Consider the following 25,627-nt stretch of genomic DNA (forward strand, 5'->3'; position numbering starts at 1 on the left):
TGCCGGGTGTGGAACTCGCCATTTCCAAGAGCGTCCTGCTGGCGGTCGTGCTCGCGCCGCTGCTCGGCGCGATCGTGGCCGGCTTTTTCGGTCGCAGGGTCGGCCGCGCGGGCGCGCACACGATCACCATCCTCGGCGTGGCCATCAGCTGCGCCTTGTCGGGCTACGTGCTCTGGCAACTGGTCGGGCAGGGGGCGCCGCCGTTCAACGAGAACGTCTACACGTGGTTCCAGGTCGGTGGCTACGAGGCGCACGTCGGCTTCATGGTCGACAAGCTGACCGCGATGATGATGGTCGTGGTCACGTTCGTGTCGCTGCTGGTGCATCTGTACACCATCGGCTACATGCACGAGGACCCGGGCTACCAGCGGTTCTTCAGCTACATCTCGTTGTTCACCTTCTCGATGTTGATGCTCGTGATGAGCAACAACTTCATGCAGCTGTTCTTCGGCTGGGAAGCGGTGGGCCTGGTGTCGTACCTGCTGATCGGCTTCTGGTTCAAGCGCCCGACGGCGGTGTTCGCCAATCTCAAGGCATTCCTGGTCAACCGCGTCGGCGACTTCGGCTTCCTGCTCGGCATCGCCGGCGTGCTGTGGATGTTCGGCTCGCTCGACTACGCCACCGTGTTCGCCAACGCCAGCTCCACGCTGGGTGGGCAGACGATGTCGGTGATCGCCGACCACGAGTGGTCGATCGCGACGGTGATCTGCATCTGCCTGTTCATCGGCGCGATGGGCAAGTCGGCGCAGGTCCCGCTGCACGTGTGGCTGCCCGATTCGATGGAAGGCCCGACCCCGATCTCGGCGCTGATCCATGCCGCGACGATGGTGACCGCAGGCATCTTCATGGTCGCGCGCATGTCGCCGCTGTTCGAGCTCAGCCAGACCGCGCTCAACTTCGTGCTGTTCATCGGCGCCACCACGGCGTTCTGGACCGGCCTGATCGGCATCGTGCAGAACGACATCAAGCGCGTGGTCGCGTATTCCACGCTGTCGCAGCTGGGCTACATGACCGTGGCGCTGGGCGTGTCGGCCTACTCGGCGGCCGTGTTCCACCTGATGACTCACGCCTTCTTCAAGGCGCTGCTGTTCCTGGGTGCCGGCTCGGTGATCATCGGCATGCACCACGAGCAGGACATGCGCCGCATGGGCGGCCTGCGCAAGTACATGCCCATCACCTACATCACGATGGTGATCGGCACGCTCGCTCTGGTCGGCACGCCGTTCTTCAGCGGTTTCTACTCGAAGGACACGATCATCGAGGCCGCTGCGCACAACGCGCACGAGGCGGGCAACTGGGTGGCCACCTATGGCTACTGGGCCGTGCTGCTGGGCGCCTTTGTGACTTCGTTCTACAGCTTCCGCCTGCTGTACATGACCTTCCACGGCAAGGAACACTTCCACGATCCGGAGCCCGACCACTACGTCGCGCCGGAAGCGGACTCGACCGAGCACGAGCAGGCACTGGCGCACGAGCACGAAGCGCATGACGACGCGCACGGCCACGACGACCATGGCCATGCGCACACGCCGCACGAGTCGCCGTGGGTTGTGACGGTGCCGCTGATGTTGCTGGCCATTCCGTCGATCGTGATCGGCTTCTTCACCGCCGGCCCGATGCTGTTCGGCACCGACATGATGGGCCACCACGCCCAGCTGCCGTTCTTCCTCGGTTCGATCGACGTTGCTGCCGCCCGCGACACCATGGGTGCGCTGGCGAAGGAATGGCACGGCCCGATCAAGTTCGCGCTGCACGGTTTCACGGCCCCAGCGTTCTGGCTCGCGCTCTCGGGCTTCCTGCTGGCGACGGTGCTGTACTGGTGGAAGCCGGAACTGCCCGCGAAGATCGCCAAGGTGCTGGCGTGGCCGGTGCGCGTGCTCGAGAACAAGTACGGCTTCGACACGTTGTGGATCGGCGGCTTCGCCGGTGGCGGCCTCGCCCTTGGCAAGGTGTCGCGTGCGATCGACAGCCACGTGATCGACGGTGCCGGCGTGAACGGCAGTGCCCGTGTGGTCGACCTCACTGCGCGACTCGTCCGCCGGCTGCAATCCGGTTACCTCTACCACTACGCCTTCGCGATGATCCTCGGCCTGATTGTGTTGCTCGCCGTGCTGATGCGCTCCGGCCTCTGACCCTGACAAGGACCGCGACGTGACCAACTGGCCCTTGCTGAGCCTGCTGATCTGGCTGCCGATCCTCGGCGGCCTTGCCACCCTGGCGTTCGGAAACGAACGCGCCAACGCCGCCCGATGGTTCGCCATCGTCGTGGCCCTGGCGACGCTGGTGCTGAGCGCCACGCTGTACACCGGCTTCGACTTCGCCAACGACGGCATGCAGTTCGTCGAAACGCGTTCGTGGATCCCGGCCTACGACATCGGCTACAACCTGGGTGCCGACGGCATCTCGGTGGCGCTGATCGTGCTGACCACGTTGACGTCGTTGCTGGTGCTGATCAGCGCCTGGACGTCCATCGACAAGCGCGTCAGCCAGTACTACGCCGCGTTCCTGATCCTCGAAGGCCTGATGATCGGCGTGTTCAGCGCGCTCGACGCGATGCTGTTCTACGTGTTCTTCGAAGGCATGCTGATCCCGATGTTCATCATCATCGGCGTCTGGGGCGGCCCGCGTCGCGTGTATGCGTCGGTGAAGTTCTTCCTGTACACCTTCCTCGGTTCGGTGTTCATGCTGATCGGGCTGATCTACCTGTACCTCAAGGGTGGCAGCTGGCAGCTGGCGGACATGTACCAGTTGCCGCTGTCGGCGACCGAGCAGATGTGGATATTCTTCGCGTTCCTGATCGCGTTCGCGGTCAAGGTTCCGATGTTCCCGGTGCACACCTGGTTGCCGGACGCGCACGTCGAGGCGCCGACCGCGGGTTCGGTGATCCTGGCTGCGATCATGCTGAAGATCGGCGGATACGGCTTCCTGCGGTTCAGCCTGCCCATCGTTCCCGACGCCAGCCAGGAATGGGCATGGCTGGTGATCGCACTGAGCCTGATCGCGATCGTCTACGTGGGCCTGGTTGCCCTGGCCCAGGAGGACATGAAGAAGCTGATCGCGTACTCGTCGATCTCGCACATGGGCTTCGTGACCCTGGGCACGTTCATCGCGTTCGCGCTGGTGCGCGAGCAGGGCAACATGGACGCCGCACGCCTTGGCCTGCAGGGCGCGATGGTGCAGATGATCAGCCACGGCTTCATCTCCGCGGCGATGTTCACCTGCGTCGGCGTGCTGTACGACCGCATGCACTCGCGCATGATCAAGGACTACGGCGGCGTCGCCAACGTGATGCCGATGTTCGCGGTGTACTACGTGCTGTTTGCGATGGCCAACTCCGGCCTGCCGGGTACGTCGGGCTTCGTGGGCGAGTTCATGGTGATCCTGGCCAGCTTCCAGACCAGCCCGCTGATCGCGTTCGTTGCCGCCACCACGCTCATCATCGGCGCCGGCTACACGCTGTGGCTGGTCAAGCGCGTGCTCTGGGGCGAGGTCGCCAATGCGCACGTGGCCGAGCTCGAGGACATCAACCCGCGTGAAGTGTTCGTGCTGGGCGTGTTCGCAGCCGGCGTGCTGGCCATCGGCCTGTGGCCGAAACCGCTGACCGACCTGATGGAACCTTCGATCGCCAAGCTCGCCCTGCAGATCGCAGGTACCAAGCTGTAATGGCTCCAGCCACGCCCCCAGGGGCGTGGTGACGCAATGACGGTGCGGGGCTGCACGGCTGCCCGCACCGGTCGCCACAACCAGGCTGCCGCATAGCCGAACAGTCAGCTTGCCCCGGCAAGCGACCTGATCAATACGAGATTCGTCCATGACACCGACCGTCCGCACCGCCGCCGATTTCCTGCCGCTACTGCCCGAACTGGTGCTGGCCGGCGGCGCCTTCGCGTTGCTGATGCTCGACCTCTTCCTCGACGAGCGTCGTCGCGTCGTCAGCCACGTGTTCGCGGTCGGCCTGTTGCTGGTGGTCGCCGCGATGTTGGCCACTGGCGTGGGCGGGCAGGGCACGGTGCTGAGCGGCATGTTCGTGCGCGACATCGCCGCCGACGTCCTCAAGGTCACGATCTGCGTGGTCAGCGCGCTTGCGATGGTCTACACCTGGCCCTACCTGCGCGAGCGCGGCCTGTTCAAGGGCGAGGTGTCGGTGCTGATGCTGTTCGCGACCCTCGGCATGATGCTGATGGTGTCGTCGGGCAGCCTGCCGATGATCTATCTGGGCCTGGAGATGCTGGCGCTTTGCTCGTATGCGCTGGTGGCGGTCGATCGCGACAGCCCGCTGGGCTCCGAAGCGGCGATCAAGTACTTCGTGCTGGGCGCGCTGGCGTCGGGCCTGCTGCTGTATGGACTGTCGCTGGTGTATGGCGCCACGGGCAGCCTCGACCTGGCCGAGATCGCCGCCAATACCGCCGTGACCGACCAGCGCATGATGCTGGTGACGGGCGTGGTGTTCGTTGTCGCGGGCATCGCCTTCAAGTTCGGCGCGGCGCCGTTCCACATGTGGCTGCCGGACGTTTACCACGGTGCACCGACGCCGATCACGCTGTTCATCGGCGCGGCGCCCAAGCTCGCTGCGTTCGGCATGACCTACCGGTTGCTGGAGGTCGGCGCCGGTCCGCTCGAGGACCACTGGCGCATCCTGCTGGCCGGACTGGCGGTGCTGTCGCTGGCGATCGGCAATCTCACCGCACTGGTGCAGACCAACCTCAAGCGGCTGCTCGCGTACTCCACCGTCTCGCACGTCGGGTTCCTGTTCCTGGGTTTCGCCGGTGGCGGCGCGCAGGGCTTCTCGGCGGCAATGTTCTACGCAATCAGCTACTCGCTGATGTCGGCCGCGGCGTTCGGCGCGATCATCGTGATGTCCAGCCGCGGCTTCGAAGCGGATCGCATCGACGACTACAAGGGCCTCAACGCCCGCAGCCCGTGGCTCGCGGCGCTGGTGCTGTGCGTGATGGCATCGTTGGCCGGCCTGCCGCCGTTCCTTGGATTCTGGGCGAAACTTGCGGTTTTGCGTGCAGCATTGCAGGGCGACATGCTATGGTTGGCACTCGTTGGCGTGGTCTTCGCAGTCGTGGGTTCGTTCTACTACCTGCGCGTGATCAAGGCGATGTACTTCGACCAGCCCGACGGCGAGATTCCCGCGCCGAGCAATAACCGTCCCCTCCGTCTCGTGTTCGCAGTCAACGCACTGTTGCTGCTTGCCCTCGGCGTTGCGTGGAACCCGATCATGGAGTGGTGCGTTCGCGCGTTCCAGGCTTGATCGAAAGAAAAATCAGGCTCTGATGAAATTAGGGCTTGCGAAGTAAGTAGCCGATCGATATTATGATCGGCCTGATGCGGGGTGGAGCAGTCTGGCAGCTCGTCGGGCTCATAACCCGAAGGTCGCAGGTTCAAATCCTGCCCCCGCTACCAGTTTCGGCAAGGCGCCGGTTGTAACCGGCGCCGCTGAAAGCCTCTCGAAAGAGGCTTTCTTTTTGTCGGTAACTCGGGCTTTGAGATTCGCTCTGCTCGCGAGTCTCACCGAAATCCAGCAGTACCGGACAAGGGGCCCATCGGGCCCCTTGTTGTTTTCGCAAGTTGCAAATCGCAGTCGCAACCGCAGGAGTACGAGCGCGTGACGGACAAAGCTGCCCAGATTTCCGCATTGCTGGCCCCGACCGTGGCGTCGCTGGGCGTCGAACTGCTGGGTGCCGAATATCTGCCGTCGCCGGGCGGCGCGCTGCTGCGCCTCTACATCGACGTGCCGGCTGACGCTGCCGTCGGTAGCGATGGCGAGCCGCGTTCGGTGTCGATCGAGGATTGCGAGGCGGTTAGCCGCGAAGTGTCGGCCCAGCTCGACGTCGAGGATCCGATTACCAGCAACTACACGCTGGAAGTTTCCTCGCCGGGCATCGACCGTCCGCTGTTCACGCTGGCCCACTACCAGCGCTTCCTCGGCCAGGAAGCCAAGGTCACGCTGCGGCTGCCGCAGGATGGCCGCCGCCGCCTGCTTGGCAGGATCGCGGTGATCGAGGGCGACATGATCACCTTCGATGCCGACGGTTTCGACATGGAGGTTGCGTTCGAGAACATCGACAAGGCGCGGCTGGTTCCGGACTGGGCCGCGTTGGGCCTGGCTCCGAGCAAGCCGGGCAAGGGCGCCAAGCCCGCGGGCAAGGACGGCGCCTTGCGCGAACGTCCGGCCAGGAACAAGCCTGCCGGCGCAGCGCGCCCGGGCAAGCAGAAAACCAACAAGCCAACCAACAAGCCGGCGGCCCGCAAGCCGACCCGTGCGGAGTGACGAGATGAGCAAGGAACTGTTGCTGGTGGTGGACGCGGTCGCCAACGAAAAGGGCGTGCCGCGCGAGGTCATCTTCGAGGCCATCGAGGCCGCGCTGGCTTCCGCCGCCAAGAAGCGTTACCACGACGAGGACGTGCTGGTACGCGTCTCGATCGACCAGAAGGACGGCAGCTACGAGACCTTCCGGCGCATGGAGGTCGTGGCTGACGACGTGGTGATGGAATCGCCCGACCGCCAGATCCGCATGATGGACGCGATCGACGAGGTCGACGGCGTCGAGGTTGGCGACTACATCGAAGAGCAGATCGAGAATCCGGACTTCGGACGCATCGCCGCGCAGGCCGCCAAGCAGGTGATCGTGCAGCGCGTGCGCGAGGCCGAGCGCCAGCAGGTCGTGGATGCGTGGAAGGATCGCGTCGGCGAGCTGGTCACGGGCATCGTCAAGCGCGTCGAGCGCGGCAACATCTACGTCGACCTGGGCGGCAACGCCGAGGCGATCATCTCCAAGGATCGCGGCATCCCGCGCGACGTGCTGCGTGCCGGCGACCGCGTGCGCGGCTACCTGTTCGACGTGCGTTCCGAGCCGCGCGGCCCGCAGCTGTTCATCAGCCGCGCTGCGCCGGAATTCATGATCGAGCTGTTCAAGCTCGAAGTGCCGGAAGTCGGCCAGGGCCTGGTGTCGATCAAGGGCTGCGCCCGTGACCCGGGTGACCGCGCCAAGATCGCCGTGCTTGCGCACGACAACCGTACCGATCCGATCGGCGCCTGCATCGGCATGCGCGGTTCGCGCGTGCAGGCGGTGACCAACGAACTCAACGGCGAGCGCGTCGACATCGTGCTGTGGTCGGACAATCCGGCGCAGTTCGTGATCAACGCGATGGCGCCGGCCGAAGTACAGTCGATCATCGTCGACGAAGAAAAGCACTCGATGGACCTGGCCGTTGCCGAGGACCGTCTGGCCCAGGCCATCGGCAAGGGTGGCCAGAACGTGCGCCTCGCCAGCCGTTTGTCGGGCTGGCAGCTCAACGTGATGACCCAGGACCAGGTCACGGCCAAGTCCGAAGCCGAGCAGAACACCGCCCGTCAGCTGTTCCAGGAAAAGCTCGAGGTCGACGAGGAAATCGCCGGCATCCTGGTCACCGAAGGCTTCAGCACCGTCGAGGAAATCGCGTACGTGCCGGTGGGCGAGCTGCTCGCGGTCGAGGGCTTTGACGAGGACATCGTCGAAGAACTGCGTGCGCGTGCCCGCGACGCGCTGCTCAACGAGGCGCTTGCCGCCGAGGAGCAGCTCGAGGAGCATCAGCCCGCAGCCGACCTGCTGTCGCTGGAAGGCATGGACGAGGCGACTGCCTACACGCTCGCAGGGCGTGGCGTGGTGACCCGCGACGACCTCGCGGACCTTGCCACGGACGAACTCACCGACATCGAAGGTGTCGATGAGGAACGCGCTGCCGCTTTGATCATGGAAGCACGCAAGCACTGGTTCGAGTGAGTCCGGGCCCGCGGGCCCCACAGCGCTAGAATTGCTCCATCACGCGCGGGAACCGTCCCGCGCCACGAGGACACGGAATCCGAATGTCGCAGCAAACCACTATCCGCAAGCTGGCCGCACTGGTGAACACGCCGGTCGAGAAGCTGCTGGAGCAACTGGCCGAGGCCGGTATGAGCTTCAGCGGCCCCGATCAGGTCGTGACCAGCATCGAGAAGGTCAAGCTGCTGGGCTTCCTCAAGCGCGCCCACGGCAAGGTCGAGTTGCCTGCCGAGGCAGGCGACGCGCCGAAGAAGATCACGCTCAACCGCAGCAAGAAGCAGGAACTCACCGTCGGTGGCGGCAAGAGCCGTGCCACGGTCGATGTGGTGGTGCGCAAGAAGGTCACGCTGATGCGTCCTGAGGACAATCCGCCGCCGACCGACGAGCGCGCCGACATCCTGCGCAAGCTGGAGGAATCCAAGCAGCGCAATCTCGCCGAGCAGCAGAAGCTCGCCGAAGACGACCGTCGCCGCGCGGAAGTGAAGGACGCCGCCCGTCGCGCCGCCGAAGAGGCAGCGCGTGTCAAGGCCGAGGAAGAGGCGCGTGCCACCGCCGCCCCGGTGGTGGCTGACGAAGAGCCCGCGACGCGCAAGCCGCCGACCACCCACGGCCACGGTCATCCGCACCCGAAGCCGGCTGCGCCACCGCGCGCCGATGCGCCGCGTGCGCCAGCGCACAAGACCCGCGGCTCGCACGCGATGGTCGCCGGCGTCGAGGACGACGATCGCGCCAACCGTTTCGCAGGCCAGATGCACCTCAGTGCATCCGACCGCGCACGGCGCACCACGAATGCACGCGGCAAGCCGGGCGGTCGTCCGCAGCGCCGCAATGCCGAGCAGTCGCGTTCTGGCGGCGGCGCGCATGGCTTCTCGCGCCCGACCACCCCGATCGTGCGCGAGGTGTCGATCGGTGACACGATCACCGTGGCCGATCTCGCCCAGAAGCTTGCCCTCAAGGGCGGCGACGTCGTCAAGGCGCTCTTCAAGATGGGCGTGATGGCCACCATCACCCAGTCGATCGACTTCGACACCGCGTCGCTGGTCACCGAGGAACTCGGTCATACCGTCGTGCGCGGCGGTGGCGAGGACGTCGAGGACGCGCTGCTGGCCCACGTCGAGGACGTGCAGGGCGACAAGATCGCGCGGCCGCCGGTGGTCACCATCATGGGCCACGTCGATCACGGCAAGACCTCGCTGCTCGACTACATCCGTCGTACCAAGGTTGCCACCGGTGAAGCCGGCGGCATCACCCAGCACATCGGTGCGTACCACGTCGAGACCGACAAGGGCGTCATCAGCTTCCTCGACACCCCCGGCCACGCCGCGTTCTCGTCGATGCGTGCCCGTGGCGCCAAGCTCACTGACATCGTGGTGCTGGTGGTTGCGGCCGATGACGGCGTGATGCCGCAGACGATCGAGGCGATCAAGCATGCGAAGGCGGCGAGCGTGCCGCTGATCGTGGCGATCAACAAGATCGACAAGTCCGATGCCGATCCGCTGCGCGTCAAGAACGAACTGCTCGCCCACGATGTCGTGGCCGAGGACTTCGGCGGCGACACGCAGATGGTCGAACTCTCGGCCAAGACCGGCCTGGGCGTGGACAACCTGCTGGACTCGATCTCGCTGCAGGCCGAAGTGCTCGAGCTGTCGGCGGTTGCCACCGGCCGCGCCACCGGCGTGGTTATCGAATCGTCGCTGGACAAGGGCCGCGGCCCGGTCGCCACGGTGCTGGTGCAGCAGGGCCAGCTGAAGAAGGGCGATTACCTCGTGTGCGGCGTGCAGTACGGCCGCGTGCGTGCGCTGTTCGACGAAACCGGTTCGCAGGTCGGCGAAGCCGGCCCGTCCATTCCGGTGCAGATCCTGGGTCTGTCGGGCGTGCCGGATTCGGGCGATGACTTCGTGGTGGTCGAGGACGAGCGCCTGGCCAAGGATGTTGCGCAGCAGCGCGACGCCAAGCGCCGCGAATCGCGCCTGGTCGCCGCTGCGGGCAACCGCATGGAAGACATCATTGCCCAGATGGGCCAGGGCGAGGGCCAGCTCAGCCTCAACCTGGTGGTCAAGGCGGACGTGCACGGTTCCGTGCAGGCCCTGCGCGAGGCCCTGACCAGCCTGTCCACCCCGGCAATCCGGATCAACGTGATCGGTGGCGGCGTCGGTGGTATCACCGAGTCGGACGCCACCCTGGCGGCGACCTCGAAGGCCACGATCATCGGCTTCAACGTCCGTGCCGACGCGTCGGCGCGCAAGGTTATCGATACCAACGGTGTCGACCTGCGTTACTTCTCGATCATCTATGACGTGATCGACCAGGTGAAGCAGGTGGCGTCGGGCATCCTGGGCGTCGAGATCCGCGAAGAGATCATCGGCACCGCCGAAGTCCGCGACGTGTTCCGCAGCTCGAAGTTCGGCGCGGTTGCCGGCTGCATGGTGGTCGAGGGCGTGGTCAAGCGCCACAAGCCAATCCGCGTGCTGCGCGACAGCGTGGTGGTGTTCGAGGGCGAACTCGAGTCGCTGCGTCGCTTCAAGGAAAACGTCGACGAAGTGCGCAACGGCACCGAGTGCGGTATCGGCGTCAAGGCGTACAACGACGTCAAGTCCGGCGACCAGATCGAGTGCTTCGAGCGCATCGAAGTGCAGCGGACGCTGTAAGCGGACATGGCACAGAAGTCGTTCTATCGCAGCGATCGCGTTTCCGCCCAGATCCGTCGGGAGCTGGGCACGATCGTCCGTTCCACCGTGCGTGAGCACGGCCTGCCGTCGGTCAGCGTCTCGGACGTGGAGATCACCCGGGACCTGGCCCACGCCAAGGTTTTCGTGACCGCGTTGCAGGAAGAGCGTTCGAAGGAAGCCGTCAAGGCGCTCAAGGAACTGGCACCGCAGATGCGGTACCAGCTGGGCAAGGCGATGAAGCTGCGGCACGTGCCGGAGCTTCACTTCCACTACGACGACTCGGTCGATCGTGGTGAGCGCATCGACAACCTGTTGCGCGACAACCCGCCTCGCACCGATCTGGACGACGATGTCGTCGACGGCGCCGATGCGGGCGCCGCCGACAACGCCGACCCCGGGCGCGACGAGTAAGACCGGCCGGGTGCGCGGCCCTGTCGCGCACCTCGAGCCAGCACCCTGCAAGGCGGCGGATTCGCCGCCTTGTCGTTTCTGCACGCTGCATGCCCGCGTGCCGCAACCCACCAGCGGCACGTCCCAGGGGATGGGCCTGCCTGCCGCGTCGCCCGCCGCACGGTCGCCGCCCCGGATGGCCGCACGCCACGATGAGCCGATGAACAAGAAGCCGCGCACCGTCTTTCGCCCGCTGCATGGCCTGCTGCTGCTCGACAAGCCGGCCGGCATGAGCTCGAACCAGGCGCTGCAACAGGTCCGGCACCTGTTTCGGGCCGAGAAGGCCGGGCACACCGGCAGCCTGGACCCGTTGGCGACCGGCCTACTGCCCGTCTGCTTCGGTGAGGCCACCAAGATTGCCGGGTTGCTGCTGGGCTCGTCCAAGGCCTACGAGACCACCGCGGTGCTCGGCTTGACCACGGACAGCGACGACGCCGACGGCGCGCCGCTGCTCGAACGGCCGGTGCCAGCCGACCTCGATGCCGGCCGCGTCGAAGCGGCGCTGGCGCCCTTGCGCGGCCCGATCCGTCAGCGCGCCCCGATCTATTCCGCGCTCAAGCAGGGCGGCGAGCCGCTGTACGCCAAGGCCCGTCGAGGCGAGGCCATCGAGGCGCCCGAGCGCGATGTGATGGTGCACGCACTGGAACTCATCGAACGCGACGGACCGCGCCTGCGCCTGTCGGTCGAATGCGGCTCGGGCACCTATGTGCGCAGCCTGGTGCGCGATCTGGGTGAGGCCCTGGGGTGCGGCGCGCATGTCACGCAGTTGAGGCGGCTGTGGGTGGATCCGTTCACGTCGCCGCGGATGTACACCGTCGATCAGCTCCGGGCGATTGCCGAAGGCGAGGGCGAGGCCGCGCTGGAAGCCTGCCTGTTGCCGATCGAGGCCGGCCTGACGGGCTTCGCACGGATCGACCTCGACGCTGGCGATGCCCTGCGCATCGGCTACGGCCAGACGGTGCGCCTGCCCGCCGAACCTGCCCGGGTGCCGGGCACGGTGGCGGTGCACGACGCCGACGGACGGGTGCTCGGGCTGGGCCAAGTGGATGGCCAGGGCCTGCTGCGCGCGCAGCGCCTGTTCAGCTGGGCATCGCCGTCCAGCCCGTGACGGTCCGTGGGCCGTAACGCCTTGTTCCGGCAGGGCTCGGGGTCTACAATCCGCGGGCTTTCAAAAGCACCCCCGGCACCAGAAGGTGCCATTCCCCTTGCAAACGGCGAGCCAGGCGGTGCATCGACGCGTCAAACGCGCTCGATTCGCGTTCTGCAGGCCACGCATCCAAGAGATACCACGATGTCCATCGACACCAACGCCATCATCGAAACCCACAAGCGCGGCGAGAACGACACCGGTTCGCCGGAAGTCCAGGTTGCCCTGCTGACCGCCCGCATCGAGATGCTGACCGGCCACTTCAAGACCCACAAGCAGGACCACCACAGCCGTCGCGGCCTGCTCATGATGGTGAACCGTCGCCGCAGCCTGCTCGACTACCTGAAAGGCAAGGACGGCGATCGCTACAAGGCACTGATCGAGAAGCTCGGTCTGCGCCGCTAACCGAGATACCCACCGCGGCGCAGAGATGCGCCGCGGTTTGTTTTGGCGGACAGGAATGTTCGCGACGCGCTGCAGGACGCAACGCAGGCAAGGCCGGACCGGCAGTGGTCCATACATCCCAGGCGGCCAGATGGCCGCCGACCGGACGGGGCAGGGGCTCCGCCCGGAACGTATCGAACCGAGGAATACATACCGTGGCAAAAATTACCAAGACCTTCCAGTACGGCAACCAGACCGTCACGCTCGAAACCGGTGAAGTCGCCCGCCAGGCCGGCGGCGCCGTCATGGTCACCGTCGACGGCACCGTGCTGCTGGTCACCGCCGTTGCCAACAAGAGCGCGCGCGAAGGGCAGGACTTCTTCCCGCTGACCGTCGATTACCAGGAGAAGTTCTACGCCGGCGGCCGTATCCCGGGTGGCTTCTTCAAGCGTGAAGGCCGTCAGACCGAGAAGGAAACGCTGATCTCGCGCCTGATCGACCGTCCGATCCGTCCGCTGTTCCCGGAAGGCTTCCGCAACGAAGTCCAGATCATCGCCACCGTGATGTCGATGAACCCGGAAATCGACGGCGACATCCCGGCGCTGCTGGGCGCGTCCGCCGCGCTGGCGCTGTCGGGTGCTCCGTTCGATGGCCCGATCGGCGCGGCCAAGGTCGGTTACAAGGACGGCCAGTACCTGCTCAACCCGACCGTCAGCGAACTCAAGGACTCCAAGCTGGAGCTCGTGGTCGCCGGTACCGCCAACGCGGTGCTGATGGTCGAATCCGAAGCCGACGTGCTGTCGGAAGAAGTGATGCTCGGTGCGGTGGTGTTTGGCCACCAGCAGATGCAGATCGCCATCAACGCGATCAACGAGCTGGTTGCCGAAGCCGGCAAGCCGAAGTGGGACTGGTCGGCCCCGGCCGCCAACGAAGCCCTCGTCGGCGCGCTCAAGACCGCGATCGGCGACCGCCTGACGCAGGCTTTCGCCGTGCGCGACAAGCTCGAGCGCAAGGACGCCATCTCGGCGCTCAAGAAGGACGTGCTGGTTTCGCTGACCGAGCAGGCCGAGGCCAATGGCTGGAAGGCCGCCGACCTGTCGAAGGAATTCGGCGAGCTGGAATACTCGACCATGCGCGCCGCGGTGCTCAGCACCAAGGTCCGCATCGACGGCCGTGCGCTGGACACCGTTCGCCCGATCGCCTCGAAGGTCGGCATCCTGCCGCGTACCCACGGCTCCTCGCTGTTCACCCGCGGTGAGACCCAGGCGATCGTGGTTGCCACCCTCGGCACCGCGCGCGATGGCCAGATCATCGACGCCGTCTCGGGCGAGTACAAGGAACACTTCCTGTTCCACTACAACTTCCCCCCGTACTCGGTGGGTGAAGCCGGTCGCATGATGGGCCCGAAGCGCCGCGAAATCGGCCACGGCCGCCTCGCCAAGCGCGGCGTGCTGGCTGTCATGCCGACCATGGAAGAGTTCCCGTACACGATCCGCATCGTCTCGGAGATCACCGAGTCGAACGGTTCCTCGTCGATGGCCTCGGTCTGCGGTTCGTCGCTGGCGCTCATGGACGCGGGCGTGCCGATCAAGGCACCGGTCGCCGGCATCGCGATGGGCCTGGTGAAGGAAGGCAACGACTTCGTCGTGCTGTCGGACATCCTCGGTGACGAAGATCACCTGGGCGACATGGACTTCAAGGTGGCCGGCACGTCGGAAGGCATCTCGGCGCTGCAGATGGACATCAAGATCCAGGGCATCACCGAAGAGATCATGAAGGTCGCGCTGGCGCAGGCCAAGGCCGGTCGTCTGCACATCCTCGGCGAGATGGCCCACGCCCTCACCACGCCGCGCAGCGAGCTGAGCGAGTTCGCTCCGCGCCTGCTGACGATGAAGATCCACCCGGACAAGATCCGCGAAGTAATCGGCAAGGGTGGTTCGACCATCCAGGCCATCACCAAGGAAACCGGCACCCAGATCGACATCCAGGATGACGGCACGATCGTCATCGCGTCGGTCAACGCCGCTGCCGCGCAGGCCGCCAAGGACCGCATCGAGCAGATCACGTCCGACGTCGAGCCGGGCCGCATCTACGAAGGCAAGGTCGCCAAGATCATGGACTTCGGTGCGTTCGTCACCATCCTGCCGGGCAAGGACGGTCTGGTCCACGTCTCGCAGATCTCCAGCGAGCGCGTCGAGAAGGTCAGCGACAAGCTCAAGGAAGGCGACACGGTGAAGGTCAAGGTGCTGGAAGTCGACAAGCAGGGCCGTATCCGCCTGTCGATCAAGGCCGTCGAAGAAGGCGAGGGCGTGCCGGCCGAATAAGCCGCGCGCACCCCAGTCCTTTCTGGAAAAAGCGGGCTTCGGCCCGCTTTTTCTTTGTGCGTTCTTCGCCGTTGTCCGGGGCTTGGCCTGCCGGCACGTGACGCGTGGCCCTGTGGCGGGGCGGCACGTGAGGCCCAGTCCGCGCCATCCCGGAGGCATCCAAACCGGTGTAGCGTTGGCGTGCAGCGCGACGCCGGGGGCGGTGTGGGTGCCGCTGCTGCCCTTTCGCCGGGCCGCGGCGCGGCGACCGACACACTCGGGGGACGACGATGGACGGAATCATCGCGGCGACGGATGTGCAGCAAGGAGCGGGTACCGAAGCGCAAGCGGGAGGAGGCGCGTTGGTGGTGGTGCTGCACGCATGGCGTAGCAGCCCGGAGGAGTTGGCGTCGCTGGTGGGCGTGGTGCGCGACGCGTGGCCAGCGGCGGTGCTGCACGTGCCGCGGCTGCCGGCGGCGACGGTCTCGTTGTCGGAGCCCAACCAGATGGTGGCCAACGTCCTGGTCGATGTCGACTGGCTGGTCACGCGCGCCGATGCGCAGGGGGAGGGCTTCAGCCAGATCGTGCTGGTTGGCCACAGCCTCGGCGGCCTGTTTGCGCGAAAGCTGTACGCGGTGGCGTGCGGACAGCACCCGGACGCCCCGTTCGAGCCTGCGTTCGCGCGCGGCGGCGCCAATGGCAGGCCGCTGACGGAGGCGCGCGAATGGGCGGGCCTCGTATCGCGGATCGTGCTGCTGGCCGGAATGAACCGCGGTTGGAAGATCTCCCACCACCTGGGCGTACTGCCGGCAATCGTTGGGCGCCTGGGCGTGATGGCGTGTTACCTCGCGCGCGTCCTGTTCGGCAGGTGGCCGCTGATCTTCCAGATCCGTCGGGGATCGGAGTTCATCACCCAGCTGCGCATCCAATGGTTGTTCATGCGGGACCGGCCCGGAACCGCGCCACCGGTGGCGGACAGCGCGTCGGACCCGCCGGCCCCCTGCCGGGCGCTGGTGGTGCAACTGCTGGGTTCCGTCGACGAACTGGTGGCGCCGGAAGACAACATCGATGAGGTCACCGGCAACGATTTCGTCTACCTGGAAGTGCCCTTCTCGGGTCACCAGGACATCATCGCGCTGGACGACCCGGTCCACGGTGCGGCGCGCAGGGCCGTGCTGCTGTCGGCGCTGATCGACGACGAAGGCTCGCTGCGCGACGGCGCGGTTCTGCCCGCCGACGAACGATTCGACGAACCCGACCCCAGCGTGCAACGCGTCGTGTTCGTGATGCATGGCATTCGTGACGTCGGCTACTGGACCCACAAGATCGCGCGGCGAATCCGCCTGCGTGCCGCGGCCTCGGGCGAGAAGTGGGCGACGGAGACGTCGAGCTACGGTTACTTTCCGATCCTGTCGTTCCTGTTGCCCTGGCATCGTCGACGCAAGATCGAATGGCTGATGGACGAGTACACCAGCGCGGTGGCGCGCTGGCCGAACGCGCGCGCGCATCTCGTATGTCGGGCACAGCCACGGTACCTACCTGCTGGCCCGGGCCCTGGAGCTGTACCCCTGTGTGCGTTTCGAGAACGTGGTGTTTGCCGGCAGCGTGGTCAGCACGCGTTTCGACTGGCGACGCTTTACCGGCGGCCAGTCGCGTCGTGTGGGCAAGGTGTTGAACTTCGTTGCGTCGGCGGACTGGGTGGTGGCGTTCTTCCCGAAGCTGTTCCAGCGGTTCCGCTGGCAGGACCTGGGAAGCGCGGGACACGATGGCTTCGACACCAAGACCCGGAGCAACGGGGTGGAAGAGGTTCGTTACGTTGCCGGGGCGCATTCGGCTGGCATCCAGGAGCGATGCTGGGACTGGATTGCCGAGTTCGTCATCAACGGCAGGGCCGACCTGCGCCAGTTGCCCGGTCGGGCGGAATCGCGTCACTGGTGCGTGGAGGCGCTTGGCCGCGTTCCGTGGGTGATCTGGCTGTTGATCCTGCTGGCAGTCGGGCTGCTGGCTGCCGCGCTTGGTGCCGTCCTGTGGCTGCTGGCCGCCGGCCCGTTGCAGTTCGCGTTCCTGGTGGGGCTGGCCACCCCGCTGTTCCTGTGGGCGCTGTGGATGGCGTTGACGCGTGGCTAAGGGTTGCCGTGCAACGAGGGGAGCGGGAACACCCGCTCCCCGCGTCGATGGGCCGCCCGTGGCGCACGTGGCGCGATGCGCGCCACCGACGTCCATCGCATCGCGACGCTATGAGCCGGCCGCTGCGGTGCCGTCGTCGGGAACCAGTGCCGCCAGGACCGGGCACCGCCCGGGCTCCGGACGGTTGGGACAGTCGGCGATCAGCTCGAGCAGGCCATCGCGGATGCGGCCCAGGTCGGCGAGTTTGCTCTCGACATCCTGCAACCGCTCGATCGCGGCGGATTTGAGAGCGCACGAGTCGCCACCCTCCTGTTGCGACAGGGTGAGCAGTTCGCGGATCTCCGGCAGGCTGAAACCCAGCGTCCGGGCACGTTGCAGGAATTGGAGGCGAGCGATGTCTTCTTCGCCATAGGCACGGAAGCCCGTTTCCTGACGAGGCGGTGAGGGCAGGATGTTGTTGCGTTCGTAATAGCGCACGGTCGCGATGGAGATGCCGGCGCGGCTGGCAAGTTGGCCAATTTGCATGTTCAAGACTCCACGATTCCCCCCGGCGTCAGTTTGGACCTTCGGCGGCATGGATGGGAGGCTGGTCGTGACAACGCAGTGTCCGCCCGGCGACGGACGGTATCTGCGGACGGCGAATCGGCTGGGCGGTTGGGGTGCCGGGCCCCGGCAGTCCGTCCAGCCACGGATGCCGGCCAGCGTCGACGCCGTCGATCGTCTGGCGGCGCACCGAAAAAAAATCGAAAACAACGAAGCAAAACGTGCTGCCAGCTGCCCGATTCGGTCATAAGATGATCGTCCGTCCCCGCTTGCCGCGGCACGCTGATCCAGCGTCGCTGACGGCCAGCCTGGCCGGGTTCTGTTCTGTTGCATTCCCTCCTTCTTTTCCCCTTTCGCGACCGCCCAGCGGCGGTCGTTCCGCCGCGTGTCATCCGAGGAAACCATGAGTCGTCTTTCCGGGTTGGACCTGCTTCGCGCCATCGCCATCGTCTGGGTCATGCTGTTCCATTCCTTCATCGCCGGCGGGCTCGGCGACAGCTACAGCTGGTTGTCGCGGTACGGATGGATGGGCGTTGACCTGTTCTTCGTGCTCAGCGGCTATCTGATTGGCTCGCAGCTGCTGAAACCGCTGTCGCAGGGCGAATCGCCATCGCTTCGCGACTTCTATGTGCGCCGTGCGTTCCGCGTGCTGCCCGCGTTCCTGGCGGTGCTGGCCGTGTACTTCACGGTGCCCGCGTTCCGCGAGGCCGATGGCATCCAGCCGCTGTGGCAGTTCCTCACGTTTACGGTCAATTTCCTGATCGACTACGAGCACAACAAGGCGTTCTCGCACGTCTGGTCGTTGTGCGTGGAAGAGCACTTCTACCTGGTGTTCCCATGGTTGGCGCTGTGGCTGGCAAGGCGTCCTTCGGCCAAGCGATTCGTCTGCGTCTGCGTGGCGCTGGTACTGGCCGGCATCGCGATCCGCGGGTACGTGTGGATCTTTGAGATGCTGCCGGTCCGGGATCTGGAAGACGTCGAACGCAGTTTCGGCCGGCGCTTCGTCGAAGACATCTACTACCCGACCTACGCGCGCCTGGACGGCCTGCTGGCGGGCGTGGTGCTGGCCGCCGTCCGGTTCTATCGCCCGAGCGCCTGGGCACGCCTGCAGGCCAAGGCCAACTGGCTGCTGCTCGGCGGCGTGGTGGGGGTCGCGTTGGCAATGTGGCTGTTCCGCGATCGCGTCGGCCTGATCGGCAACACGTTCGGGTTTCCCGTGCTGTCGGCAGGCCTGGCATTGCTGGTCGCCTCGGCGGCGGGACGCGAAGGCTGGATCGCGCGTTGCCGCGTGCCGGGCGCCGGCTGGATCGCGGTGGCCTCGTACAGCTTGTACCTGACCCACAAGCAGGTGTTCCACTTCGTCAGCGAGACGTTTGGCGCACAACTCGAGGGGCGCGGGTTGCTCGCGTTTGCCGCGTATGCGGTGGCGACGCTGCTGGCTGGCGCGTTGTTGCACTACGCGGTCGAACGGCCGTTCTTGCAACTGCGCGATCGGTGGGCGCGACGCAGGCCTGCAGCGTCGACGGGCGGTGAAGGCGGCAGCATGCCTTCGGCCGAGGTGGCGTCCGCGAGCCAGCCGACTGCCTGACGGGCGCGCCGTCGCCGGCAGCTCGCCGGCGATCGCGCACCGCTTGCTCGGACCGGCGGCAACGCGCCCGTCAGGCAGGCGTGCTGCCGCGGCGGGGTTTGGGCGCGCGCGCTGCAACCGGCGCGCGCTGGTCATTTCCGGCGATCCATCGCGTGCCATCCGGCGCTCGCGGTGCGTCGGTCGCAATCTGTCGCCTATTCGTGTCCGGCGAACAATTCCGTCTGCAGCTGGAAGTCGTCGCTGTCGACAAAGCCGCCCAAGCCAACGCCCACCAGCCGGTAGCGCGTCGAGGCGGGGCGTTCGACGCGTTGGCGCAGCTCGCAGGCGATGTCGGCCAGCTCGGTCACGGAGCCAGGCGGCGCGGCCGGCGTCAGGCTGCGCGTGAGGATCTGGAAGTCGGCGGTCTTGAGCTTGAGCACCACCGTGCGCGCGATCCGTCCTTGCGGTTGCGCACGTTCGTGCTGATAGCGCTGCCAGGTGCTTTGCGCGAGTCGACGGATGTGGGGTTCGAGTTCGTCCAGCGGCAGGTCGGTGGCGAAGGTGTCCTCGGCCGAGATCTGCACGGTCGGGCGTTCGGGCGTGACCGGGTGGTCGTCGATGCCGAACGAGAGCTCGTGGAGGCGTCGACCCCATCGACCGAAGCGGTGTTCCAGCGCGGCCAGGCCAAGCGTTCGCAGGTCGTTGACGGTCGCCACGCCCAGTTCGGCGAGTTTGCCTTCCATGACCTTGCCCACGCCCGGCAGGCGACCGACCTTCAGCGGGGCGAGGAAGGCTTCCACCTGCTGCGGCTTGACCACGCACAGGCCGTCGGGCTTGTTCCAGTCGGAGGCGATCTTGGCGACGAACTTGTTCGGCGCCACGCCGGCGGAGGCGGTCAGCAGCGTCTCCTCACGGATTGCGTCGCGGATCGCCTCCGCGGTCGCAGTGGCCGATGGCAGGCCGCTGTGGGTGGTGGTGACGTCCAGGTAGGCCTCATCGAGGGAGAGCGGCTCGATCAGGTCGGTGTGGCGGGCGAAGATCTCGCGGATCTGCCGCGATACCGCCTTGTACCGGGCGAAGTCCGGCGGCACGAACACCGCCTGCGGACACAGCCGCTCGGCGCGCACGGCGGGCATCGCCGAGCGCACGCCGAACGCGCGCGCCTCGCAACTGGCAGCGCACACCACCGAACGTGCACCGCGCCATGCCACCACCACCGGCTGGCCGCGCAGCGAGGGGTCGTCGCGCTGTTCGACCGACGCGTAGAACGCGTCCATGTCGACATGCAGGATCTTTCGCGGTGGGTTGGACACGACGGCGATGGCAGGACCGGGAGCGTTGGCGGCGCGGCGATACTAGCGCGTCGCGTCCCACCGGCTGAGACGCCGGTGACGGTCGCGTATTGGGTGCCGGAGATTGGTGACCGGACCGGACCGGATCGCGGCCGGCGGGCACGCGATCGACGGGCGTGCGATCGGCGGACGTCCGATCGGGTGATCAGGTCGAGCCGCAAGCCCTGCCGGAAGATTCCGGCAGGCCCTGGCCCAGGCGCGGTCAGCGTTCGGACACGCCGACGCGGCCGCGGTTGGAGGTCGGCATCAGGTGATGATGCTGCGTGCCGCGCGAGGGTGCCGATGTGGCGGTTGCCGCTGTTGCGACCGACAACTGCGGCGTGAGGTCGGTGCCCTGCATGATGCCCAGCGGGCTGTAGCCGCTGTAACCGGGGAACACTGCACTGATGTTGGGGTTGCCCATGCGACGGATCAGGATCTCCGACAGCACCCGGCGATGATCGGTGGTCACCGGCAAGTCGCCGAAGTAGGGCGACAGGACTTCCGGATCGATGCCGGGCCACTGGCCGTAGAAGCGTCGGCCGTTGACCGCCCCACCGAGCACCAGCACCGGATTGCCGTAGCCGTGGTCGGTGCCGCCGTTGCCGTTCTGGCGTACGCGTCGGCCGAACTCGGACTGCACCACCACCGTCACGCGCGACATGTGGCCGGTACCGGCGAGTTCGGCATAGAACGCGCTGAGCGCGGCCGACAGCTCGACGATCTTGTTCTGGTAGTAGTGGTAGCCCGCGCCGGCCGTGCCCTGGCCGTCGTGGGTATCCCAGCCGCCGAGGTCGAGCGTTGCGTACCGCAGGCCGAGGTCGAAACGGATCGACTGCGCGATCGTCCACAGCTGCCGTGCGAACGTGCTGGTGGGCCAGTTTGCCGGCAGTGCGGAATAGTCCTGCTGTGCCACCACGCGCAGCGCGGCATCGGCGCGCTGGCCGCCGAGCTCGAGACCGGTCTGACCGGCCCACAGGCTGGCAAGCGTCTGGTTGACGCCGCGCAGGCCGGCTGGCGAATCCGGTCGCGTGGACTGCCAGGCCCAGGCGCCGCTGTTGAGCTCGAAATCGCCGGGGCTGGCCATCGCCAGCGCCTTGGTCGAGCCCAGCATCGAGGCGGGTGCGCGCGAGGCGACCGCCAGTGCAGGCATCGTCACCGAACCGCTGGCACCGGGTTGGCTGTCCCAGGCGCGGCCCATCCAGCCGCTGCCGATCGACTGCTGCCCCGGCGTGCCCAGGTCGATGTACAGCTGGGCATCGAAGTGACTGCGCGTCAGCGTGGTGGCCAGGCCGCAGGCGTGCACGATGCCGAGGTGGCCGTCGTTCCACAGGTCGCGCAGGCCGGTGGCCGACGGGTGCAGGCCGAAGCCGGTGTCGCCGCCGCCGGCCAGGGTCAACGGCAGGGCGGCGTAGCTGCTGCCGCTGGCCGCGATGGCGAGGTCGGGACGCGCCTGCTCGTAGAAGCCCCGGTCGACGCCGCCGGTGGGGATGACCAGGTTCAGGCCGTCCATTGCCCCGCGCAGGAACAGGTGGACCACCGTGTCGTGGGCGTTGGCGGCAGCCTGGGCGCTGCCGGAGAACAACAGGCCGGGGCCTGCGACGCCAAGCGCGCCGGTCGCGGCGCAGCCCTTGAGGAACTGGCGACGGTTCATGGTGACGGACATGGGTGCGATTCCTATGGCCTAGCGGCTGGCGAATTCGGGCGACATCAGGATCAGCGACACCATGCTGCGCAGGCGTTGCTGGTTGTAGTGCTGCTTGAGGTCGCTGCCCGACCAGCCATCGGTATCGGCAATCACGTAGGTGGCCGGGTCGCCGTTCTGTGCCATGAAGGCCACCAACGGCTGGCGTTGCGCGGCGCTGGGCAGGTAGCCCAACAGCCGCAGGCACCAGAACGCGACAAGCTGCACGGCGGTCCAGCTGGCCACTTCGCTGCGCGTTGTGGCCAGGATCGGCGCCAGCGGAATGCCGCCGCCGTCTTTGCCTTCGGTCAGATAGCCCATCATCTTCCAGGTCATCGCGTGGCTGTTGGCGCCTTCCCACGCGCTGCCGCGATCGGGGTAACCGTTGGGCGCGGGCCACTCGTGCGGCACGTGGCCAGTGAAGCCCATGCGCCACATGAAACCGTCGCTGGTGTCGTCGCCGACCGCGAGTGTCCAGTTGATGCCCAGACTGCGCATCGCCGCGACCACCAGCTCGAACGGGCGCCTCTGCTTGAGTCCCCAGCTGTTGTAGAACGCATCCGACAGCAGGATGTGGCGCAGCGTGCGTTCGATCTGGTCGGGGCTCTGCCAGTGCGTGCGGAACACCGCGGCCGCGCTGGCGACCAGCGTTTCAGGCGGGTTGTCATCAACCAGGCGACGCACGAGCTTGCGGCAGACGTGGCGCGCCACGGCCGGATGGCTGGCGAGGCGGTCGAGCACGTCGCGGCCGTCCTTGAGTGCCGGTTGTTCCGGATAGAGCATCTTGCCCAGCAGGAACTTCGGGCCGCTGTCGTGCCAGGTGGCGCGGTAGGCGAACGTGCCGTCGTTCTCGGTCGGGAACTCCCAATTGCCGTTCTTGAGCGACCAGCCGGTGAACGCCGAGGCGGTTTCGTAGACGTCGATGTCGGTATAGCCCGACGGGTAGGTCGGATCTTCCGGGCACGGCGGCACCGCGAACGGGTCCATGAAGCCCAGGTAGTGCTCGGCGCCGAAGGTATGCAGTTCGAGCAGTTCGCGCGCGAAGTTCTCGTTGGGGCCGGAGCGCTTGTTGTCGACGTTGTCGAGGTAGTACAGCATCGCCGGGCTGCGGGCGACCGCTTCGAGCATCGTGCGGAAATTGCCGAACGCGTTGGCGCGGATCACGTCGCGATCGTAGTGCGGGTACACCGGACCGGCCGAGAACTCGTTGGCGGTGACGTTGAAGTGGTCGTGCCAGAAGTTGACGACTACCTCGCGCAGCTGCCGTTGCGAATGCACGGCGCGTACGAATGAAGCGCGCTGCACTTCCCACGCGGGGCGCATGCGCACATCCCACTCCGGGTCGTTCAGCACGTGGTCGGTCCACAGCTGCGGCAGGCTCTTGCCCAGGGTGGAGTAGCCCGCGCTGGCGAGGCGTGCCTCGACGGCGCTGTCGTCGATGGCCTGCCAGTCAAGCTGCCATTCGACGAAGCCGTGCCAGCGCGAAATCTCGTCGCTGCCGAAGCTGTTGAACTTGGCGAGCATCGCCGGCGTGGCGCCGTAGCCCATGTTGCCAAGCACCCGCACGGGGAGCGCGGGCCGAGCGAGCGTGAGCTTGAGCGGGGGCGCCGAGGTCGCCGGTGACGGGGCGGTGGACTTGACCGGCGGTGGAACCGTCGACGTGCGAGCCGAGCGGCTCAGCGTACGGTCGAAGCGGTAGCGACGCGCGATGACGGTACGGATGTCGGTCGCAGGGCGCGGGCGGGCCGTTGCCGGCGGCGCACCGGGAGCCGGCCTGGCAGGCGTCGGGCTGGACAACCCGGGCGCACGATGCACACCCGGCGTTGTCGGCGTGGCCCGCAGCGTGGGTGCGGCGTCGGCGGGGTGGCCGCCGGGTTGCGAATCGGTCAGGCCGAGGAGGCGAATCAGGCGACGGCGCGCTGGCATCTTGGTTTCCCCTGTCGCCACCGCGACGGCGGCGATTTGTTCGAGCATAGCCAGCCCCAGCGACGCCGCGAAGCCGCTGGGTCGATTCAGACCAGGCCGGTGACGTAGAACGTGCCAACGATCACAAAAACCGCGGCGGTCTTGACCAGCGTGATCGCGAAGACGTCCTTGTAGGCCTGTCGGTGGGTCAGGCCGGTGACCGCGAGCAATGTGATCACCGCGCCGTTGTGGGGCAGGGTGTCCATGCCGCCGGAGGCCATCGCCGCGACGCGGTGCAGCACTTCCATCGGGATGCCGACGGCGTTGGCGTTGGCGATGAAGGTTTCGGCCATCGCCGCCAGCGCGATGCTCATTCCGCCCGATGCCGAGCCGGTGATGCCGGCCAGCGCGGTCACGGTCACCGCTTCGTTGACCAGCGGATCGGGAATCGCCGAAAGCGCGTTGGCCACCACCAGAAACCCCGGCAACGCCGCGATGACCGCGCCGAAGCCGTACTCCGACGCGGTGTTCATCGCGGCCAGCAACGCGCCGCCGATCGCGCTGCGCGTGCCTTCGGCGAAGCCCGCCATCACCGGCTTCCAGGCGAATGCCAGGACCGTGGCAATGCCGACCAGCAGCGCGCCTTCGACCGCCCAGATGGCAGCCACCGACGCCACCTTCTGCACCACCGGCGCGGCGTCGCCGATCACCGCCGGATCGAACGCGTGGGACTCGCCGTAGAGGCGCGGAATCCACGTGGTGAACAGTTTGTTGGACACGCCCACCAGCACCAGCGGCAGGATCGCGATCGCCGGGTTGGCCAGCGCGCCGCCGGCGAACGCGAGCGGTTCGTTGAGCAGCGTGGCCGGATCGCCGTACCCCTCGCCGGCCTTGCGCGCGACGCGCCGCCGCCAGTCGAGGTAGAGCAGCCCCACGACGAGGATGAACACACCGCCGATCGTGCCCAGCCACGGCGCGGCCCAGGTGTTGGTGCCGAAGAACGTGGTCGGGATGATGTTCTGGATCTGCGGCGTGCCCGGCAACGCGTCCATCGTGAACGTGAAGGCGCCCAGCGCGATCGTTCCCGGGATCAGTCGCTTGGGGATGTCGCTCTGGCGGAACAGCTCGGCGGCGAACGGGTACACCGCGAACACCACCACGAACAGCGACACGCCACCGTAGGTCAGCAGCGCGCAAACCACCACGATCGACAGCATCGCGCGACTGGCGCCGAACAACGCGATGGTGGCGACCACGATCGCCTTCGAGAATCCCGACAGCTCGATCAACTTGCCGAAGATCGCGCCGAGCAGGAACACCGGGAAGTAGAGCTTCAGGAACCCGACCATCTTGTCCATGAACAACCCGGTGAACATCGGTGCGACCAGGCTCGGGTCGGTCAGCAGCACCGCGCCCAGCGCCGCCACCGGCGCGAACAGGATCACGCTGTAGCCGCGGTAGGCGACCAGCATCAGGAAACACAGTGCGGCCAGCACGATCAGGAAAGCCATTCGATCTCCCCGGGTGAACGGTGTGCGCCTCGCCGGCGGCTTGGTTGACGGCGATCGCATTGCCGGCGGGCCGGCGTGGCGGGGCCATGGACCAACGCGACGTACGGCTCGGTTTGCGGACCGCATGTGGCGGGACAGGGACGCAGTGTCGGCATCGCACCCGTTGCGGGGCATTGTCCGAACGTACAACTGCCGGGT

The 25,627-nt window shown here is 66.8% G+C and carries 17 protein-coding genes and 1 tRNA gene; 13 read left to right on the plus strand and 5 right to left on the minus strand.

Annotated elements, in window-relative coordinates; translation table 11 throughout:
• Positions 1–8 precede the first annotated feature (8 nt).
• The 12 genes from nuoL to EER27_RS05410 all read left to right on the plus strand — a co-directional run bounded on the left by nuoL (position 9) and on the right by EER27_RS05410 (position 16,888).
• Positions 9–2,132 carry an NADH-quinone oxidoreductase subunit L gene (gene nuoL / locus EER27_RS05345; protein ID WP_123087270.1) on the plus strand — a complete coding sequence of 708 codons (2,124 nt, stop codon included), beginning with the start codon at positions 9–11 and terminating at the stop codon, positions 2,130–2,132.
• A gap of 19 nt (positions 2,133–2,151) precedes the next feature.
• Positions 2,152–3,663 (plus strand): NADH-quinone oxidoreductase subunit M, encoded by a 1,512-nt coding sequence (locus EER27_RS05350; protein ID WP_123086987.1) that lies wholly within the window; start codon positions 2,152–2,154, stop codon positions 3,661–3,663.
• Between the two features lie 148 nt (positions 3,664–3,811).
• Positions 3,812–5,257 (plus strand): NADH-quinone oxidoreductase subunit NuoN, encoded by a 1,446-nt coding sequence (nuoN, locus tag EER27_RS05355; protein WP_123086988.1) that lies wholly within the window; start codon positions 3,812–3,814, stop codon positions 5,255–5,257.
• A gap of 75 nt (positions 5,258–5,332) precedes the next feature.
• Positions 5,333–5,409, plus strand: a tRNA-Met gene (locus EER27_RS05360).
• Positions 5,410–5,611: 202 nt separating this feature from the next.
• Entirely contained in the window at positions 5,612–6,277 is a 666-nt protein-coding gene (rimP, locus tag EER27_RS05365; RefSeq protein ID WP_123086989.1) for a ribosome maturation factor RimP, read from the plus strand.
• Between the two features lie 4 nt (positions 6,278–6,281).
• A complete protein-coding gene (gene nusA, locus EER27_RS05370; RefSeq protein ID WP_123086990.1) occupies positions 6,282–7,769 on the plus strand; it encodes a transcription termination factor NusA in 1,488 nt (495 codons plus the stop codon).
• A gap of 83 nt (positions 7,770–7,852) precedes the next feature.
• A complete protein-coding gene (infB, locus tag EER27_RS05375; RefSeq protein WP_123086991.1) occupies positions 7,853–10,456 on the plus strand; it encodes a translation initiation factor IF-2 in 2,604 nt (867 codons plus the stop codon).
• A 6-nt stretch (positions 10,457–10,462) separates the two neighbouring features.
• Entirely contained in the window at positions 10,463–10,888 is a 426-nt protein-coding gene (gene rbfA / locus EER27_RS05380; RefSeq protein ID WP_123086992.1) for a 30S ribosome-binding factor RbfA, read from the plus strand.
• A 199-nt stretch (positions 10,889–11,087) separates the two neighbouring features.
• Positions 11,088–12,035 carry a tRNA pseudouridine(55) synthase TruB gene (truB, locus tag EER27_RS05385; protein ID WP_123087271.1) on the plus strand — a complete coding sequence of 316 codons (948 nt, stop codon included), beginning with the start codon at positions 11,088–11,090 and terminating at the stop codon, positions 12,033–12,035.
• A 183-nt stretch (positions 12,036–12,218) separates the two neighbouring features.
• Positions 12,219–12,479 (plus strand): 30S ribosomal protein S15, encoded by a 261-nt coding sequence (rpsO, locus tag EER27_RS05390; RefSeq protein ID WP_123086993.1) that lies wholly within the window; start codon positions 12,219–12,221, stop codon positions 12,477–12,479.
• 194 nt (positions 12,480–12,673) lie between these two features.
• Complete coding sequence (gene pnp / locus EER27_RS05395; RefSeq protein ID WP_123086994.1) at positions 12,674–14,782, plus strand: polyribonucleotide nucleotidyltransferase; 2,109 nt, start codon at positions 12,674–12,676, stop codon at positions 14,780–14,782.
• Between the two features lie 1,551 nt (positions 14,783–16,333).
• Positions 16,334–16,888, plus strand: a complete 555-nt coding sequence (locus tag EER27_RS05410) for a hypothetical protein (RefSeq protein ID WP_123086997.1) — start codon at positions 16,334–16,336, stop codon at positions 16,886–16,888.
• Between the two features lie 108 nt (positions 16,889–16,996).
• On the opposite strand, the gene EER27_RS17060 is transcribed toward EER27_RS05410, so the two are convergent.
• The gene (locus tag EER27_RS17060; protein WP_190285657.1) at positions 16,997–17,413 is read right to left on the minus strand and encodes a heavy metal-responsive transcriptional regulator; all 417 of its coding nucleotides are present in this window, start codon (positions 17,411–17,413) and stop codon (positions 16,997–16,999) included.
• 421 nt (positions 17,414–17,834) lie between these two features.
• Between EER27_RS17060 and EER27_RS05420 the strand changes: the two genes are divergently transcribed.
• A complete protein-coding gene (locus EER27_RS05420; RefSeq protein WP_123086998.1) occupies positions 17,835–19,019 on the plus strand; it encodes an acyltransferase family protein in 1,185 nt (394 codons plus the stop codon).
• Positions 19,020–19,213: 194 nt separating this feature from the next.
• Here the strand turns inward: EER27_RS05420 and dinB are convergent, their stop codons facing one another.
• The 4 genes from dinB to EER27_RS05440 form a co-directional block, all read right to left on the minus strand.
• Positions 19,214–20,311: a DNA polymerase IV gene (dinB, locus tag EER27_RS05425; RefSeq protein WP_123086999.1), complete on the minus strand. Its 1,098-nt coding sequence runs from the start codon at positions 20,309–20,311 to the stop codon at positions 19,214–19,216.
• A 241-nt stretch (positions 20,312–20,552) separates the two neighbouring features.
• Positions 20,553–21,995 carry a DUF1501 domain-containing protein gene (locus EER27_RS05430; protein ID WP_123087000.1) on the minus strand — a complete coding sequence of 481 codons (1,443 nt, stop codon included), beginning with the start codon at positions 21,993–21,995 and terminating at the stop codon, positions 20,553–20,555.
• An 18-nt stretch (positions 21,996–22,013) separates the two neighbouring features.
• The gene (locus EER27_RS05435; RefSeq protein WP_190285658.1) at positions 22,014–23,939 is read right to left on the minus strand and encodes a DUF1800 domain-containing protein; all 1,926 of its coding nucleotides are present in this window, start codon (positions 23,937–23,939) and stop codon (positions 22,014–22,016) included.
• Between the two features lie 86 nt (positions 23,940–24,025).
• Positions 24,026–25,429: a GntP family permease gene (locus EER27_RS05440; RefSeq protein ID WP_123087002.1), complete on the minus strand. Its 1,404-nt coding sequence runs from the start codon at positions 25,427–25,429 to the stop codon at positions 24,026–24,028.
• Positions 25,430–25,627: the final 198 nt, after the last annotated feature.

The sequence above is a fragment of the Montanilutibacter psychrotolerans genome, assembly GCF_003719825.1.
In the GTDB taxonomy this organism is placed as follows: domain Bacteria; phylum Pseudomonadota; class Gammaproteobacteria; order Xanthomonadales; family Xanthomonadaceae; genus Montanilutibacter; species Montanilutibacter psychrotolerans.

What these genes read in the sequence shown, in the direction of transcription:
- infB (WP_123086991.1), top strand. Translation starts at nt 7,853, where the DNA reads ATGTCGCAGCAAACCACTATCCGCAAGCTGGCCGCACTGGTGAACACG.
- rpsO (WP_123086993.1), top strand. Translation starts at nt 12,219, where the DNA reads ATGTCCATCGACACCAACGCCATCATCGAAACCCACAAGCGCGGCGAG.
- EER27_RS17060 (WP_190285657.1), bottom strand. Translation starts at nt 17,413, where the DNA reads ATGCAAATTGGCCAACTTGCCAGCCGCGCCGGCATCTCCATCGCGACC.
- rbfA (WP_123086992.1), top strand. Translation starts at nt 10,463, where the DNA reads ATGGCACAGAAGTCGTTCTATCGCAGCGATCGCGTTTCCGCCCAGATC.
- nuoN (WP_123086988.1), top strand. Translation starts at nt 3,812, where the DNA reads ATGACACCGACCGTCCGCACCGCCGCCGATTTCCTGCCGCTACTGCCC.
- EER27_RS05435 (WP_190285658.1), bottom strand. Translation starts at nt 23,939, where the DNA reads ATGCCAGCGCGCCGTCGCCTGATTCGCCTCCTCGGCCTGACCGATTCG.
- truB (WP_123087271.1), top strand. Translation starts at nt 11,088, where the DNA reads ATGAACAAGAAGCCGCGCACCGTCTTTCGCCCGCTGCATGGCCTGCTG.
- EER27_RS05440 (WP_123087002.1), bottom strand. Translation starts at nt 25,429, where the DNA reads ATGGCTTTCCTGATCGTGCTGGCCGCACTGTGTTTCCTGATGCTGGTC.
- EER27_RS05420 (WP_123086998.1), top strand. Translation starts at nt 17,835, where the DNA reads ATGAGTCGTCTTTCCGGGTTGGACCTGCTTCGCGCCATCGCCATCGTC.
- EER27_RS05430 (WP_123087000.1), bottom strand. Translation starts at nt 21,995, where the DNA reads ATGTCCGTCACCATGAACCGTCGCCAGTTCCTCAAGGGCTGCGCCGCG.
- nusA (WP_123086990.1), top strand. Translation starts at nt 6,282, where the DNA reads ATGAGCAAGGAACTGTTGCTGGTGGTGGACGCGGTCGCCAACGAAAAG.